At 59.3% G+C, this 14,142-nt stretch carries 14 protein-coding genes; 7 read left to right on the top strand and 7 right to left on the bottom strand.

The window, feature by feature from the left end; all coding sequences use genetic code 11:
- Window position 1: 1 nt before the first annotated feature.
- Genes CFE47_RS01460 through CFE47_RS01445 form a run of 4 tightly spaced genes read right to left on the bottom strand, consistent with a single transcriptional unit; the run spans window position 2 to window position 3,018 of the window.
- Entirely contained in the window at window positions 2–784 is a 783-nt protein-coding gene (locus CFE47_RS01460) for an amino acid ABC transporter ATP-binding protein (protein ID WP_286835174.1), read from the bottom strand.
- Window positions 781–1,443 (bottom strand): amino acid ABC transporter permease, encoded by a 663-nt coding sequence (locus CFE47_RS01455; RefSeq protein WP_025857548.1) that lies wholly within the window; start codon window positions 1,441–1,443, stop codon window positions 781–783. The genes CFE47_RS01460 and CFE47_RS01455 overlap by 4 nt, the downstream gene beginning before the upstream one ends.
- 11 nt (window positions 1,444–1,454) lie before the next feature.
- The gene (locus CFE47_RS01450) at window positions 1,455–2,117 is read right to left on the bottom strand and encodes an amino acid ABC transporter permease (RefSeq protein WP_185705451.1); all 663 of its coding nucleotides are present in this window, start codon (window positions 2,115–2,117) and stop codon (window positions 1,455–1,457) included.
- 52 nt (window positions 2,118–2,169) lie between these two features.
- Window positions 2,170–3,018: a transporter substrate-binding protein gene (locus CFE47_RS01445; protein ID WP_065907736.1), complete on the bottom strand. Its 849-nt coding sequence runs from the start codon at window positions 3,016–3,018 to the stop codon at window positions 2,170–2,172.
- A gap of 333 nt (window positions 3,019–3,351) precedes the next feature.
- Between CFE47_RS01445 and CFE47_RS01440 the strand changes: the two genes are divergently transcribed.
- The 4 genes from CFE47_RS01440 (at window position 3,352) to CFE47_RS01425 (ending at window position 6,045) form a co-directional block, all read left to right on the top strand.
- Window positions 3,352–3,600, top strand: a complete 249-nt coding sequence (locus CFE47_RS01440; RefSeq protein WP_286835173.1) for a hypothetical protein — start codon at window positions 3,352–3,354, stop codon at window positions 3,598–3,600.
- 73 nt (window positions 3,601–3,673) lie between these two features.
- Window positions 3,674–4,009, top strand: a complete 336-nt coding sequence (locus CFE47_RS01435; protein ID WP_286835172.1) for a thioredoxin family protein — start codon at window positions 3,674–3,676, stop codon at window positions 4,007–4,009.
- A 74-nt stretch (window positions 4,010–4,083) separates the two neighbouring features.
- A complete protein-coding gene (locus tag CFE47_RS01430; RefSeq protein ID WP_286835171.1) occupies window positions 4,084–5,166 on the top strand; it encodes a GGDEF domain-containing protein in 1,083 nt (360 codons plus the stop codon).
- 135 nt (window positions 5,167–5,301) lie between these two features.
- Complete coding sequence (locus tag CFE47_RS01425; protein WP_286835170.1) at window positions 5,302–6,045, top strand: hypothetical protein; 744 nt, start codon at window positions 5,302–5,304, stop codon at window positions 6,043–6,045.
- A gap of 71 nt (window positions 6,046–6,116) precedes the next feature.
- Here CFE47_RS01425 and CFE47_RS01420 read toward each other — a convergent pair whose 3' ends face one another.
- Entirely contained in the window at window positions 6,117–7,679 is a 1,563-nt protein-coding gene (locus CFE47_RS01420) for a TerC family protein (protein WP_286835169.1), read from the bottom strand.
- Window positions 7,680–8,156: 477 nt separating this feature from the next.
- Between CFE47_RS01420 and CFE47_RS01415 the strand changes: the two genes are divergently transcribed.
- Window positions 8,157–9,164 carry a substrate-binding domain-containing protein gene (locus tag CFE47_RS01415; RefSeq protein ID WP_286835168.1) on the top strand — a complete coding sequence of 336 codons (1,008 nt, stop codon included), beginning with the start codon at window positions 8,157–8,159 and terminating at the stop codon, window positions 9,162–9,164.
- Between the two features lie 66 nt (window positions 9,165–9,230).
- A complete protein-coding gene (locus CFE47_RS01410) occupies window positions 9,231–10,346 on the top strand; it encodes an MDR/zinc-dependent alcohol dehydrogenase-like family protein (protein WP_286835167.1) in 1,116 nt (371 codons plus the stop codon).
- On the opposite strand, the gene CFE47_RS01405 is transcribed toward CFE47_RS01410, so the two are convergent.
- Complete coding sequence (locus CFE47_RS01405; RefSeq protein ID WP_286835166.1) at window positions 10,324–11,199, bottom strand: LysR family transcriptional regulator; 876 nt, start codon at window positions 11,197–11,199, stop codon at window positions 10,324–10,326. The two genes, CFE47_RS01410 and CFE47_RS01405, sit on opposite strands and share 23 nt — an antisense overlap.
- Before the next feature lie 150 nt (window positions 11,200–11,349).
- Between CFE47_RS01405 and CFE47_RS01400 the strand changes: the two genes are divergently transcribed.
- A complete protein-coding gene (locus tag CFE47_RS01400) occupies window positions 11,350–12,882 on the top strand; it encodes an MFS transporter (protein ID WP_286835165.1) in 1,533 nt (510 codons plus the stop codon).
- 132 nt (window positions 12,883–13,014) lie between these two features.
- Here CFE47_RS01400 and sohB read toward each other — a convergent pair whose 3' ends face one another.
- Window positions 13,015–14,040, bottom strand: a complete 1,026-nt coding sequence (gene sohB / locus CFE47_RS01395) for a protease SohB (protein ID WP_185705434.1) — start codon at window positions 14,038–14,040, stop codon at window positions 13,015–13,017.
- Between the last annotated feature and the right edge of the window lie 102 nt (window positions 14,041–14,142).

Below are 14,142 nucleotides of genomic sequence, written 5' to 3'. Positions count from 1 at the left end.
ATTAAAAACGAATGTTCTTCAAAAATTCCGCCAGGCGCGGCGATTGCGGGCGTTCGAAGATGTCCTTCGAGGTGCCCTGCTCTTCAATGCGACCCTGGTTCATGAATACGATCTTGTCCGAGACTTCATAGGCAAAGCGCATTTCGTGGGTGACCAGCAACATGGTCATGCCCTCCTCTGCCAGCCCATTGATCACGCTGAGCACTTCGCCCACCAGCTCCGGGTCGAGGGCCGAGGTGACTTCGTCAAACAGCATCAGGCTGGGGTTCATCGCAATGGCGCGGGCAATCGCCACGCGCTGTTGCTGGCCACCGGAAAGCTGGCCGGGGAAGTGGTTGCGACGCTCCAGCAGGCCGACGCGCTCCAGCCATTTTTCGGCCAGGGCCACGGCTTCGTCCTTGCCCATCTTCTTGACCTTGAGCAGGCCGAGGGTGACGTTTTGCAAGGCGGTCAGGTGCGGAAACAGGTTGAACTGCTGGAACGCCATGCCGGTCATTGCGCGGTGCTGGGCAATCACCCGTTCAGGATGGCGCACACGCTTGCCGGCGACTTCGCTGTAGCCGATGGACTCGCCATCCAGGGTGATCTGGCCACCCTGGAATTCTTCCAGCAAGTTGACGCACCGCAGCAAGGTGGTCTTGCCCGAGCCGCTGGAGCCGATCAAGGTCACCACGTTGCCGCGCTGCATGGACAGGTCGACGCCCTTGAGCACTTCGACCTCGCCATATTGTTTACGCAGGCCACGGATGTTCAGCAGCGGTTGGTTGGTTTGAGGTTGGTTCATGGCAAGGCCACCCGCTTTTCAATGTAGCGCCCGAATAACTCGATGGCGTAGTTGATGACAAAGAACAGAAAACCCGCGAACAGGTAGAACTCCAGCGTCATGAACGTGCGTGCGATGACTTGCTGGGTACTAAGCAGCAACTCGGCTACGCCGATTACCGATAGCAACGTCGAGGCCTTGACGATTTCCGTGGAGGAATTGACCCAGGTCGGCAGTATCTGGCGCAGCGCCTGGGGCAGCAGCACATAGCCGAGGGACTGGTAGAACGTCAGGCCGATTGCCTTGCCCGCTTCCAGTTGCCCACGGGGAATGGCTTGCAGCGCACCGCGCACGATTTCCGAGACGTGTGAGCCACAGAACAATGTGAGCCCGACCGCACCGGCCTGGAACGCGGTGATCTGCCAACCGAGTGCCGGCAGCATGTAGAAACACGCCAGCACCAGCACAAACACCGGTGTGCCACGGATCAAATCGACATACAGGCGAAACGGTGCACGCATCCAGAACTTGCCGTAGGTCAGGATCAACCCGGCGACAATGCCGATCAGGGTGCCGAAGATAATCGCCAACGCAGAGACATAAACACTGGCTTGAAAGCCCGCCCACAGTGTATCCCGGGCGATCCACAACTCATGCAGCCAGCTTGGGGACTCGTACATGAAAGCCCTCCTTAACGACGGATCGCCAGACGCTGTTCCAAGTAACGGAGCAGCATGGCAATGAGGTAACAGGCAGCCACGTAGAGCGCCGTCGTGACCAGCCAGGTTTCAATCACCCGGTAGCTTTCGACGTTGATCTTGCGGGCGTAATAGGTCAGCTCCGGTACCGCAATCGCAGCAGCCAGCGAGGTGTCCTTGAACAGCGAAATGAAGTTGTTCGACAGCGCGGGCAGCACGTTGCGCAGCATCACCGGCACGGTGATGTAGGCGCGGATACGCCATTCGCCCAAGCCGATGGCCAACCCGGCTTCACGCAAGCCCTTGGGAATATTCAACAGCCCGGCGCGGAATACTTCGGTCAGATAGGCACCGGCGTACAACGACAGGGTGATGATGAACGAAGGGATTTTGTCGAGGCGAATCCCAAGGCTCGGCAACGCAAAGTAGATCAACAGGATCAGCACGAGGATCGGCGTATTGCGGATCACCGTCACGTACACCGAGGCGAAGATTCGCAACGCACGGTGCTTGGACAGCATGGCAAACGCCATCATCAAGCCGATCACGCAGCCGATGGCGATCGACAACAGCGCCAGCTCAAGGCCCAGGCCGAGCCCCGCCAGCAAGCTGGGGAAGTCGCGCCACACGGCGGCAAAGTTCAACTGATAGTTCATGGTCGGCAGTACCTGAATGGGGCGCCGTCGGCGGCGCCCCGGCGTTTACGATTTACTTGAACTCAACCGGGAAGCCGATGGCCGGCTCCGGCAGGTCCACGCCAAACCATTGCTTGAACGAGGCCTTGTAAGTCGGGAACTCCACACCGGTCATGGCTTCATGCAGGGCGGTGTTGACGAAGTTCAACCAGTCCTGGTCGCCACGTTTGACCGCGCACGCGTAGGTCTGCGGGCTCCACGCGTAGGTCGGGCTGCGGTAGCGGCCAGGGTTCTGCACCATCAGGTACTTGACCGAGGACTGGTCGGTGGCGGCCGCATCGGCGCGACCGGAGTTCACGGCCTGGTACATCAGGTCGACGCTGTCGTACTGGTCGACCTTGGCTTTGGGCAGCGCCTGGTGCACCAGTTCTTCGGCGTACACGTTTTGCAGCACGGCCACGGTCACGCCGTCGCCGGCGGCTTGCAGGTCTTCGATCTCTTTGTATTTGCTGTTGTTCGGCAACAACAGGCCCACGCCTTCGCGGTAGTACGGCAGGGTGAACGCGACCTGCTGTGCACGGCTGGCGGTGACGGTAATGAACTGGCAACTCATGTCGACCTTGTCGGTCAGCAGGTTGGGAATACGTGCGTCGGAAGACTGCACCACAAACTCGACTTTGCTCGGGTCGTTGAACAGACCCTTGGCCACAATGCGGCCGATGTCGATATCAAAACCTTGCAACTTGCCATCCGCTCCCTGGAAGTGCCACGGCGCATTGGTACTGCCTGTACCCACGATCAGGTGCCCACGCTTGAGCACATCATCGAGCTTGCTGTCCGCCGCCTGCACTACGCTTGCGAGGGAAGCCGATGCGGCGAAGAGAAAAACACACGCTTTAAACACGGAAGGTCGGTGATGCATGACAAGCACTCCAGGAGTTGTGTATTCCGCTATACCGGAACTTAGTATGTAACAACGGAATAGACAGCAGAAAGTGTGCCACACGCCGTAACAGAAAAACATGATCGAAATAAAACGCTTATAAATCAGATAGATAGCGTTATGTGGCGAGTACGGCGTTACGCCAGCACGAGAATTCACATTGCTACCCAAGGCCCCACACTGGGGTGACAGGCCCCACCCGAGCGCGCCACAACGGCGTCACCGCGCACCATTGCAGTGCGCTCGCAGCGTGGAAAAATCCCCATGCTGAACTAGCCTTGGCACATCCCTGCCGACAAGGACCGTGCCCCGATGAAGTGTCGACTCACTCTGCTAGTACTCTGCTTTCTGGTCGCCGGCAGCGCCACCGCCAGCAACGACCGCCGCGATTGCAAGGAAGAACTGCGCAAGCTCCACGACGTCTTGAGCACCAACTACACCGGCCAGAACCATCACGGCTACCGCAAGGCCAAGGCCTCCCGGGACAATGAGGAATACAAGAAATGCGCGAGCCAGGCGCGCAAGGAACGGGAACGACTGGAACGCGACATCGACCTGTAAAGGTTGACAGTAGACGGCTGCAATACCCCGGCTTAGCGTTGGCAAAAACCCACGACGCAAAAGGGAGATCACCATGGGGATTGCCACGGCCACCATCGCCAATGCCGAACAGTTTGAACAGGTACTGAAGACGCCACACCCGGTGTTCCTGCTGTTTGTCTCGGAGCATTGCCCCGCTTGTGCCGATGCTGGCCCCTTGTTCGAATTGATCGCCAGCAAATATCCATGGGTGGTGAGCCTGGTGCTCGATTGCGCAGAAACCCCCAGGCACCTCGAAGTCAGAGGCACGCCGACCTTGCTCGTCTACCTGGACGGCGTGCTGATGGAAAAACTCAAGGGGTTCGGCCCCAAAGAGGGACAAGCGCAATTGGTCGAACAAACCTTCAAGCGCTACACCAAGGCCCACTAGGCAAACCGTGTCTTGCACACCCCTGACCACCGTCTACGCTGCTCAAAGCAGTCTCAGCCGAACCAGGGTCAGCGATGCTCAAGACCATTGAAGCCGAAGTCCTGAAGAAACACCCCTCACCCGCCTTGCAACGTGAGTTCGCCCAGCATGATTTCGAGCGACTCAAGCCTTTCTGCCTGCTGGTCTATGGCGCGAGTATCAGTATCTGGCTGGCGTTCAACCTGATCGTCAGTTTTCCCGGGCAGCAGGGTTTTACCTTCTATTCGATGATCTTTCTCAGCCTCTTGGTGATCAACCTGCTGGTACTGGCCTTCAACCGACGCGTGCGCTACTTCCAATGGATCAACCTGGCCTTTGTCAGCATTATCGCGACCGGCATCCGCTTGGTGATCGAAGGTTTGCCGATGGTCCTGCACCCCGGCTGGCTGATTCTCGGCGCCTCGACCATCCTCTACAGCGCCTCGGTACTGCCGCTGAGCCGCTGGTCCTTCGTGACCGCGCTGCTGATCACTTGGGTGCTGCTGAACCCGTTCTACCTGACCGAGACCTCGCTGCTGGAAGTCAAAGGCACCATGGTGCTCTTCTACGCAGTCTTCCTGAGCGCACTCACCCTCTACAGCTTCTTGAAGCTGCGCCAACTCAAGTTGAGCAACTACATCATGGCCAAGCTGCTGCTGGAGCAGGCCTACGTCGACCCACTGACCGAGATCCCCAACCGCCGTTCCTTCATGACCAGCGCCGGAAAGAAACTCGACCACAAGCCCCGCGCCCATGACCATTACCTGGCAATGATCGACATCGACAATTTCAAGAAAGTGAACGACGTGTACGGCCACGATATTGGCGACGAAGTGCTTAAACGCGTGGCCCAAGACATCAAGGGCGTGATGGTCGACTTTGACTACGCCCGCCTGGGCGGCGAAGAGTTCGGGATCTATCTGGCAGGAGTGCGACACGACGACGTCGAGCAGTTGGCCGCCCTGCTCTGTCGCCGCGTGCGCGAAGAACCCACCCCACACCCGGTGACCATCAGCATCGGCCTGGCACGAGTGGAGGATGGTGAAACCTTGAATCAGGCACTGATCAAGGCAGACCAGGCGCTGTATGAGTCAAAGCACACGGGCAAGGACCGTTTTACGTTTCACGTGCCACCGTAAGCCCACTCGCGGCCTACGCTTAACAGGCACTCCATCGAAATGCTTTACGTGGCAGCCACTTACTGGATAATGGCTCAATGCCTTCACCCAATACTGACCTGCCCCCTCTACCGCTTCGATGGATTTCTTCCCCCTATGGACACTCCGCTGCTTCCGCAAAAACGCCTTAACGTTGCAATCACCAAAGTCATGGCCGGCATCAGCGCCACGCTGGGAGCCATGTGGGCGCTGATCACCTATGTGTTTCCCGACCCCAGCGTATTTGGCTTTGGCTTTCTCAACTGGAAAAACCTGATCCTGGTGATCAGCGTGTTCCTGTTCCTCGCCGCCTTGTCGATTGGCTGGCAGGCGCGTCGGCTGCCGGATGCAATCAAGGGCACGCTCTCGGTAATCCTGGCGGTGCTAATGGCCGGCGGCTTTTTCATCTTGGGTAGCGAGTACGCAAAACCCACTTTCGAATTTGCCCAGTCACAGAAGTTGATGATCGAAAACGACGGCGCCAACCTGTTTGGCAAGCGCATCGAGTTGGTGGACGGTGTACGCATTGAACTGCTGGAGTGTGAGCAGATCGGCCAGGCACCCAACTGCGTGCTGGAGCTGACCAACACCAATGTCGACCGCGAAATACGAGACCTCAAGCAAAGTACCCTGTTTGAAAAAACCGGGGGCTCCCTGGATGTGGAGCAACTTCAGGTTGGCCAATCGAAGTCTGATCAGTGGAACGCTTTTGCACTGGTACGCAATGTCCCCACCCGCGTAACGCTGGTATTCCAGCCTGTACGCGGGAAGCTGGAGAGCATCCCAGCACTCAAGGTCAGGTTTCGTAGCCTCAAGGGCGAGGACAATGTGGTGAAATTCAGCGGTGTCGCATTGAACTAAAGGGTTGCCCTCAAGCGAGCGGTAAAGCCCAGGCGCAGGGCCTGGGCGCTTGCATTTGAATGGCCCCTGCGTCAGCCCTCCGAGCACCGTTGCAGGTTAACCTGAGTGACCCGGCGGTCTTCCACTGCTGCCACGGTCAGGCGCCAGCCCTCATGCACCAGACTGTCGCCCACCACCGGCAGGCGATCCAACAGACTCATCAGCAGGCCAGCCAGGGTCTGGTAGTCCTCGGTGGCCACCGCCTGGAAGCCGCTACGCTGTCGGACCTGGTTGAGGTTCAAGGCGCCATTGACACGGAACCCCTGCCCCTCATCGACGATGTCTGGCCCCTCGATTTCGCTGGCGTCAGGCAGCTCACCGGCGATGGATTCAAGAATGTCAGTCATGCTCAACACGCCCATGAAGTCGCCGAACTCGTTGATCACGAACGCGATGTGGGTCGATTCCTGGCGCATTTGCTCAAGGGCATTGAGCACCGAGAAGCTGTCCAGCAGGTTGATCGCCCGACGCGCCAGATGCTCCAGGTTGGGCTCGTTACCGGCCAGGTATTCCTTGAGCAGTTCCTTCTTGTGCACAAAGCCCAGCGGTTCATCCACCGCGCCGTTGCGGATCAGTGGCAGACGCGAGTAGGACGAATGCATCAGCTTCAAACGAATGCTCTCGGGGTCATCGGCCAGGTCGATGTAGTCAACCTTGGCGCGTGGCGTCATCAAGCTGCGGATCGGTCGCTCGGCCAATTGCAGTACACCGCTGATCATCACGCGCTCGCGACGGTCGAACAGCGGGCCTTGCACGGCGTCCGGTTCGCCCAACAGGTCGGCAACGTCTTCGCCCACCTCTTCCACTGCCAGGCTGCGGCCGCCCAGCAAGCGCATCACTGCGTGGGCAGTTCGCTCGCGGATCGGCAACGTGCCCTGCGCCGATTTCTTGCGACGCGCGCGGGCAATCTGGTTGAACACTTCGATCAGAATCGAGAACCCAATGGCCGCGTACAGGTAGCCCTTCGGAATATGGAAACCCAGGCCTTCGGCGGTCAGGGCAAAACCAATCATCATCAGAAAGCCCAGGCACAGCATGATTACTGTGGGGTGCGCGTTGACGAAGCGGGTCAACGGCTTGCTCGCGACAATCATCAAGCCAATGGAAATGATCACAGCGATCATCATCACTGCCAGCTCATCCACCATGCCCACGGCGGTGATCACCGCGTCCAGGGAGAACACCGCGTCGAGCACGACGATCTGCGCCACGATCGGCCAGAACATCGCATAGGCCACATTGCCAGTGCGTTGGGCCACATGGCCTTCCAGGCGCTCGTGCAATTCCATGGTGGCCTTGAACAACAGGAACACACCACCAAACAGCATAATCAGGTCACGGCCGGAGAAGCTTTTGTCGAACACTTCGAACAGCGGCTGGGTGAGGGTCACCAACCAGGAAATACTCGCGAGCAAGCCCAGGCGCATCAGCAACGCCAGGGACAGACCAATCAAGCGCGCACGGTCGCGCTGCTCCGGTGGCAATTTGTCCGCAAGAATCGCGATAAACACCAGGTTGTCGATGCCCAGCACCAGTTCCAGCACAATCAAAGTCAACAGGCCGAGCCAGGCCGTTGGATCCGCTAACCATTCCATTTATTGAGTCTCTTCAGTCGATTTTCAGAATGCCGGGCACGGCAATGCGCGGTCAGTGGACCGGTACAAGGCTAGCAGTCGGAATACGGGATGTTTCAGCGGGAACGGCGGCAGTGGGTGTCTTGGGGAAAGACGACTGGGAGGCTCCGAGAGGGTGTTCATGCAAGTCCTGCAATGAGAAAAGGACTTGAATCGTACAGTCGAAACAGAAAATGCCCACAACGCAAAACTATTACAAAATCTGTAAACCGCAGCCTCACAAGTCGATCACATGATCACCTAGTGAAATTAATTACAGATAAAAACCAACAAAATTCATGCCATGCACACGGAAAAAATCTATAAAACCCTTTAATTCGCCTATTTTCAAGTTTTACGCAAAATGATTTGACTGATCAGAATTTCATTTGATAAACATATGTTCACGACAAGGCAATGAATGAACGACTGACTACAACAATAAATGGGGTGCTCATCATGAAACTTGGTACGACCTTCGCCGCCGCTGCGGCCCTCTCCCTGCTTGCCAGCAGCATCGCCCTGGCCGCCGATGGCAAGACCTACAAGGTCGGCGCCGCGGTCTACGGCCTCAAAGGCCAGTTCATGCAGAACTGGGTGCGTGAACTCAAGGAACACCCTGCCGTAAAAGACGGTACGGTGCAGTTGACAGTGTTCGACGGCAACTACGACGCGCTGACCCAGAACAACCAGATCGAAAACATGGTGACCCAGCACTACGACGCCATCCTGTTCGTGCCCATCGACACCAAGGCCGGCGTCGGCACGGTGAAGCAAGCCATGAGCAACGACGTGGTGGTGATCGCCTCGAACACCAAGGTCGCCGACCCTTCGGTGCCCTACGTGGGCAACGACGACGTCGAAGGCGGTCGCCTGCAGGCCCAGGCCATGGTCGACAAACTCAATGGCAAGGGCAACGTGGTGATCATCCAGGGCCCAATTGGCCAGTCCGCGCAAATCGACCGCGAAAAAGGCGAGCTCGAAGTCCTGAGCAAACACCCCGACATTAAGATCATCGAGAAAAAGACCGCCAACTGGGACCGCGCCCAAGCCATGACGCTGACTGAAGACTGGCTGAATGCCCACCCCAAGGGCATCAACGGCGTCATCGCACAAAACGACGACATGGCCCTCGGCGCCGTACAGGCGCTCAAGTCCCACGGATTGACCTCCAAGGACGTGCCCGTCACGTCCATTGATGGCATGCCGGACGCGATCCAGGCGGCCAAGAAAGACGAAGTCACGACCTTCTTGCAAGACGCCCAGGCCCAGTCCCAGGGCGCATTGGACGTAGCCTTGCGCGCCTTGGCCGGTGACGACTACAAGCCCAAATCTGTGATATGGGAGCGCTACGCCAAGGACGTGAAATGGGGCGACGGCACCGCGAAGAACTACATCCTGCCGTGGGTACCGGTGACCAATGCGAATGCCGACGCGCTGTACAAGCAAGTCAGCGGCGCCAAGTAACCCACTGCCGGTTGATCGCTCCCCTCGCGCGGGAGCGATCCGTTCATTCTTGTTATGAGGCCTGCCATGTCCACCGTCACCGAACGCCCGCAAGAACAACTGCTCCCTACCATTCCGAAAACCATGCAAGCTGTCGTCTGTTACGGCCCGGAAGACTATCGACTGGAAACCGTCGACGTGCCCACACCCGGCCCCGAGGAGATCCTCACCAAAGTCGAGCTGTGCGGTATCTGCATGGGTGACATCAAGACCTATCGCGGCGCGCCCTCGTTCTGGGGCGATGCCGAGCAACCGCGCTACGTGAAACCGCCGATGATCCCAGGCCATGAATTCGTGTGCCGCGTGGTTGCCCTTGGCCCCGGCGCGGAAAAGCGTGGTGTAAAGGTCGGCGACCGCGTCATCTCCGAACAGATCGTGCCGTGCTGGGGCTGCCGCTTTTGCAACCACGGCCAATACTGGATGTGCCAAAAGCACGACTTGTATGGGTTCCAGAACAATGTGCAGGGCGCCATGGCCCAGTACATGATCTTCACCAAGGAAGGCATCATCCATAAAGTGCCGGATTCGATCGCGCCTGACGAAGCGATTCTGATCGAACCCCTGGCCTGCTCGCTGCACGCCGCCGAACGCGCCAATGTGGATTTCGACGACGTGGTGGTAGTCGCCGGCGCCGGTACGTTGGGCCTGGGGATCATCGGCGCAGTGCGCATGCGCAACCCGAAGAAACTCATCGTGCTGGACATGAAGCCCGAACGCACCGCCCTCGCCCTGCGCATGGGTGCCGATGAAGTGTGGAACCCGGCCGAAGTAGACGTACTGGCGAAGATCCGCGAAATCACCGACGGCTACGGTTGCGACATCTACATCGAAGCCACCGGCCATCACAAGGCGGTGAACCAGGGCCTGGCGATGCTGCGCAAACTGGGGCGGTTCGTCGAGTTCAGTGTGTTCAATGACGAGGCCACGGTGGACTGGTCGATCATTGGCGATCGCAAGGAGCTGGACGTACTCGGCTCGCACCTGGGGCCTTACATGTACCCGCGCGCCATCGACTTTATCGGCAACCGCAAGATCGACATGCGCGACGTGGTCACCCACAAGTTCGCCCTGGCAGACTTCAAGGAAGCGTTTGCGGTGATGGAGCGTGGCGACAAGTCGCTCAAGGTTGTGCTTGAGCCCTGACCTGCTGGATATACCGCGCCACCGCCGGCGCTTTCTCAAAGCGCCGGTGTATCAACGAAAGCCAGGATGACGCCTCGTTGTCTTGCACAGTGCGGTACACCACCCCCGGCAAACTCACATGCCCCACCACCGACGCCGGCACCAACGCAACGCCCTGCCCCAATGACACCAGCGCCACCACCGCCACCAAGCCACCCGGCTGCGGGCCAAGGCGCGGCGCAAATCCACCCTGGGCCGCCACCTGCAAGGTACCGCTGATCTGCTCCGGCAAAATGAACGTCTCGTTTTGCAAATGCTCGCAACGAATGGCTTTCAAGCCCAGCAACCACGAATCCTGGGGCAAGGCCAGCACGAACCCTTCGCTGTCCAGGCGTACCGCTTCTACCCCCTCCGGCAAGGTCATCGGCGAGCGGATATAGCCGATGTCACAGCGCCCATCCGCCACTGCGCCTGGCAACGTGGCCATCGCGCATTCGCATACGTTCACGCTGACATCGGGAAAGGCCTGGCAAAACGACTGCATTTGGCGCTGCAACACCCCGGAGTACACCGCCGAAGCCACATACCCCACTTCGATATGACCGATCTCGCCACGCCCGGCACGCTGGGCATTACGCTGGGCAAATTCGAACTGGCGCACGGTGGCCTCCGCCTCGATCAACAGCGCGGCGCCAGCCTCGGTCAGGCTCACCTCGCGCTGCTGGCGAATGAACAGGCGCGTGCCCAGGCTGGCTTCCATGTCCTGGATTTGCCGGCTCAAGGTTGGCGGGGCAATACCCAATTGCTCGGCAGCGCGGGTAAAGTTGCGCTGCCGGGCGACGGCAAGGAAGTAGCGAAAATGACGGATTTCCATCTCAGGATTAGCTCAAAGGTAATGAAGTGCTTCGGCTCGGCTAACAAAGACACCGCAAGTCGCGCATAAGCTGGGCTGACTAGAACAGTAGAGAGCCCTTGCGATGCCCGTCAACTGCGTTCCACCTATTGCCCTGCGGGTAATCCAGTCATGAGCCGCGTCAGCCCACGCCTCACCTTGCTGACCGCGTCCGGCGTCTGCTCGCTGATCGTGCTCGACACCAATATCGTCGCCGTGACCCTGCCGAGCATCGCTCGCGACCTGGGGGCAAACTTCGCCGACATCGAGTGGGTGGTCAGTGCTTATATGTTGGCATTCGCCGCCTTGCTACTGCCTGCCGGCAGCATCGCCGACCGTTTCGGACGCAAAAAAACCCTGGTCTGGGGGCTGAGCATTTTTATCCTCGCGTCCCTGGGCTGTGGCGCAGCGCCCACTGCACTATTTCTGGACATCGCCCGCGCCATCAAAGGCGTTGGCGCGGCGTTGCTGCTGACATCCGCGCTGGCGTCCATCGGCCATACTTTCCACGATGAGGTCGAACGCGCCAAGGCCTGGGCCTTCTGGGGCGCCTGCATGGGCGTGGCCATGACCGCCGCGCCGACCCTGGGCGGGCTGATCACTCAATACCTGGGCTGGCGCTGGATCTTCTACCTCAACTTGCCGGTCGGCTTGGTGCTGATGGGCCTGGTGCTGCGTGCTATCCCGGAATCGCGCGATGCTCAATCCGCCAGGCTCGACCCTTGGGGCAGCCTGGCCTTCAGCGCCAGCCTGTTGTGCCTGATCTGGGGTTTGATCGAGGCCAACCGCATCGGCTGGGATAACCCGCTGACCTACGCGCGACTTATCGGCGGCGCGGCATTGCTGGGTGTATTTGTCGTCGTCGAGCGCGTGCAGCAACGGCCAATGGTCGACCTGCAACTATTCCGCCATCCGCGCTTTATCGGCGCCCTGCTGGGGATGTTTGCCTACGCCGGTTGCGCCCAGGTGATGATGACGCTGCTGCCGTTTTACCTGCAGAACGGCTTGGGCTTTTCCGCGATTGCCTCAGGCTTGGGCATGTTGCCGTTTGCCCTGACCATGCTGATCTGCCCGCGTATCGGCGCACGCCTGGCAGGACACTTTGCACCCGCAACGATGATGGCTGCCGGCTTGACACTCGTGGGCTGCGGCAATCTATTGAGCGCCTGGGCAGTGCACATCGGTGGCTATTTACCGTTTGCCTTGGCGATTGCCGTCACCGGCGCCGGTGCGGGATTGCTCAATGGCGACACCCAGAAAAACATCATGGCCTGCGTGCCACGGGATCGGGCAGGGATGGCGTCTGGCATGAGCACCACGATGCGATTCAGCGCAATCATGTTGGCGATTGGGGTGTATGGCGCCTTGTTGAGCAGCCATAGCGAGCAACTGTTGAGCGCGAGCATTGACGGGCAGTGGCAGGCGCAGGTGGCCGGGATCGCATCACGCGTGGTGGCCGGGGATATGCCGGCGGCCATGGGCTTGCTGCCAGAAACCGCACGAACAGTGGTCCAGCCGTTGGCACGACAGGCGTTTGTGGGTGGGTTTGGCGGGGTGTTGTGGGTGGCGGGGTTGTTGGGATTGCTGGGGGCGTTGGTGGTGGGGATGTTGATGAGAAAGCCGATTCCCTTGGCGCAACCATCCTCCGTGCTGGCACAAAATTAAATGTGGGAGCGGGCTTGCCCGCGATACAGGCACCGCGGTGCGTCAGTCACACCGCGGTGATTCTATCGCAGGCAAGCCAGCTCCCACACAAGCGCGCTCCCACAAGGGATCAACGCCATTTCCCTAACCGGGTTACCAGAAGCGCTGCTGGGTCAAACGGCTCCACCAGGTCAACAGCACCCGATCCACCGACCCACTGGCCGCCAGCCCTACGCGCTCCTGCAAGCTCTTGCGCTCGGCGTAGTGCAGGTGGAACACTTCGGCGGTCTTGGCCTTGGTGGCCAGGTACTCGTCGCTGGTTTGCAGTTCGTCCACCAGTTGCTTATCCAGCGCTGCAACACCCAGCCACACTTCTCCGGTCGCGACTTCATCAATCGCCAGTTGCGGACGGTAGCGCGACACGAAGTTCTTGAACAGTTGGTGGGTGATGTCCAGGTCTTCCTGGAACTTCTCGCGACCCTTCTCGGTGTTTTCGCCAAACACCGTGAGGGTGCGCTTGTACTCGCCAGCCGTCAGCACTTCAAAGTCGATGTCGTGCTTTTTCAGCAGGCGGTTGACGTTGGGCAACTGCGCCACCACGCCGATGGAGCCTAGGATGGCAAACGGCGCGCTGATGATCTTCTCACCGATGCACGCCATCATGTAGCCACCGCTGGCCGCGACCTTGTCGATGCACACGGTCAGGGGCACGCCCGCCTGGCGGATACGCGCCAGTTGCGAAGACGCCAGGCCGTAGCTGTGGACCATGCCACCGCCGCTTTCCAGGCGCAGTACCACTTCGTCCTTCGGCGTGGCCAGGCTCAGCAGCGCGGTGATTTCATGGCGCAGGCTCTCGGTAGCCGAGGCTTTGATATCGCCGTCGAAATCCAGCACGAACACCCGTGGCTTGGCCTCGGCCTTCTGCTTGCCCTTCTTCTTTTCGGCCTTGCCTTCGGACTTGCGCAGGGCTTTGAGTTGGTCCTTGTCGAGCAAAGTCGACTCCAGGCGCTCGCGCAGGCCCTTGTAGAAATCGTTGAGCTTGCTGACCTGCAATTGGCCGGCGGACTTGCGACGACCTTTGCTGCGCAAGGCCGCGAAGCTGATCAGTACCACCAGAATAGCGACCACCAGGGTGACGGTCTTCGCCAGAAAGCTCGCGTATTCGGCCAAAAAATCCATGTTGCTCCTTACAAGTGCAGTGCGCCAAGCGCGGATTGCCCCAGCATACCGGCGGCACCGCATTGGAGCCAGCGGTCAAACCGCCAGCAAGCAGCGCTCCAA

The organism is Pseudomonas sp. PGPPP1 (genome assembly GCF_002255865.1).
Lineage (GTDB): Bacteria > Pseudomonadota > Gammaproteobacteria > Pseudomonadales > Pseudomonadaceae > Aquipseudomonas > Aquipseudomonas cremoris.
The sequence above is the reverse complement of the archived record's forward strand: the minus strand, read 5'-3'. Positions and strand labels throughout refer to the sequence as shown.

Bases quoted from the DNA above. Each gene is read 5' to 3' on its own strand.
- CFE47_RS01400 (WP_286835165.1), top strand. From the start codon at position 11,350: ATGAGCCGCGTCAGCCCACGCCTCACCTTGCTGACCGCGTCCGGCGTC.
- CFE47_RS01460 (WP_286835174.1), bottom strand. From the start codon at position 784: ATGAACCAACCTCAAACCAACCAACCGCTGCTGAACATCCGTGGCCTG.
- CFE47_RS01410 (WP_286835167.1), top strand. From the start codon at position 9,231: ATGTCCACCGTCACCGAACGCCCGCAAGAACAACTGCTCCCTACCATT.
- CFE47_RS01430 (WP_286835171.1), top strand. From the start codon at position 4,084: ATGCTCAAGACCATTGAAGCCGAAGTCCTGAAGAAACACCCCTCACCC.
- sohB (WP_185705434.1), bottom strand. From the start codon at position 14,040: ATGGATTTTTTGGCCGAATACGCGAGCTTTCTGGCGAAGACCGTCACC.
- CFE47_RS01455 (WP_025857548.1), bottom strand. From the start codon at position 1,443: ATGTACGAGTCCCCAAGCTGGCTGCATGAGTTGTGGATCGCCCGGGAT.
- CFE47_RS01435 (WP_286835172.1), top strand. From the start codon at position 3,674: ATGGGGATTGCCACGGCCACCATCGCCAATGCCGAACAGTTTGAACAG.
- CFE47_RS01415 (WP_286835168.1), top strand. From the start codon at position 8,157: ATGAAACTTGGTACGACCTTCGCCGCCGCTGCGGCCCTCTCCCTGCTT.
- CFE47_RS01445 (WP_065907736.1), bottom strand. From the start codon at position 3,018: ATGCATCACCGACCTTCCGTGTTTAAAGCGTGTGTTTTTCTCTTCGCC.
- CFE47_RS01440 (WP_286835173.1), top strand. From the start codon at position 3,352: ATGAAGTGTCGACTCACTCTGCTAGTACTCTGCTTTCTGGTCGCCGGC.
- CFE47_RS01450 (WP_185705451.1), bottom strand. From the start codon at position 2,117: ATGAACTATCAGTTGAACTTTGCCGCCGTGTGGCGCGACTTCCCCAGC.
- CFE47_RS01420 (WP_286835169.1), bottom strand. From the start codon at position 7,679: ATGGAATGGTTAGCGGATCCAACGGCCTGGCTCGGCCTGTTGACTTTG.
- CFE47_RS01405 (WP_286835166.1), bottom strand. From the start codon at position 11,199: ATGGAAATCCGTCATTTTCGCTACTTCCTTGCCGTCGCCCGGCAGCGC.
- CFE47_RS01425 (WP_286835170.1), top strand. From the start codon at position 5,302: ATGGACACTCCGCTGCTTCCGCAAAAACGCCTTAACGTTGCAATCACC.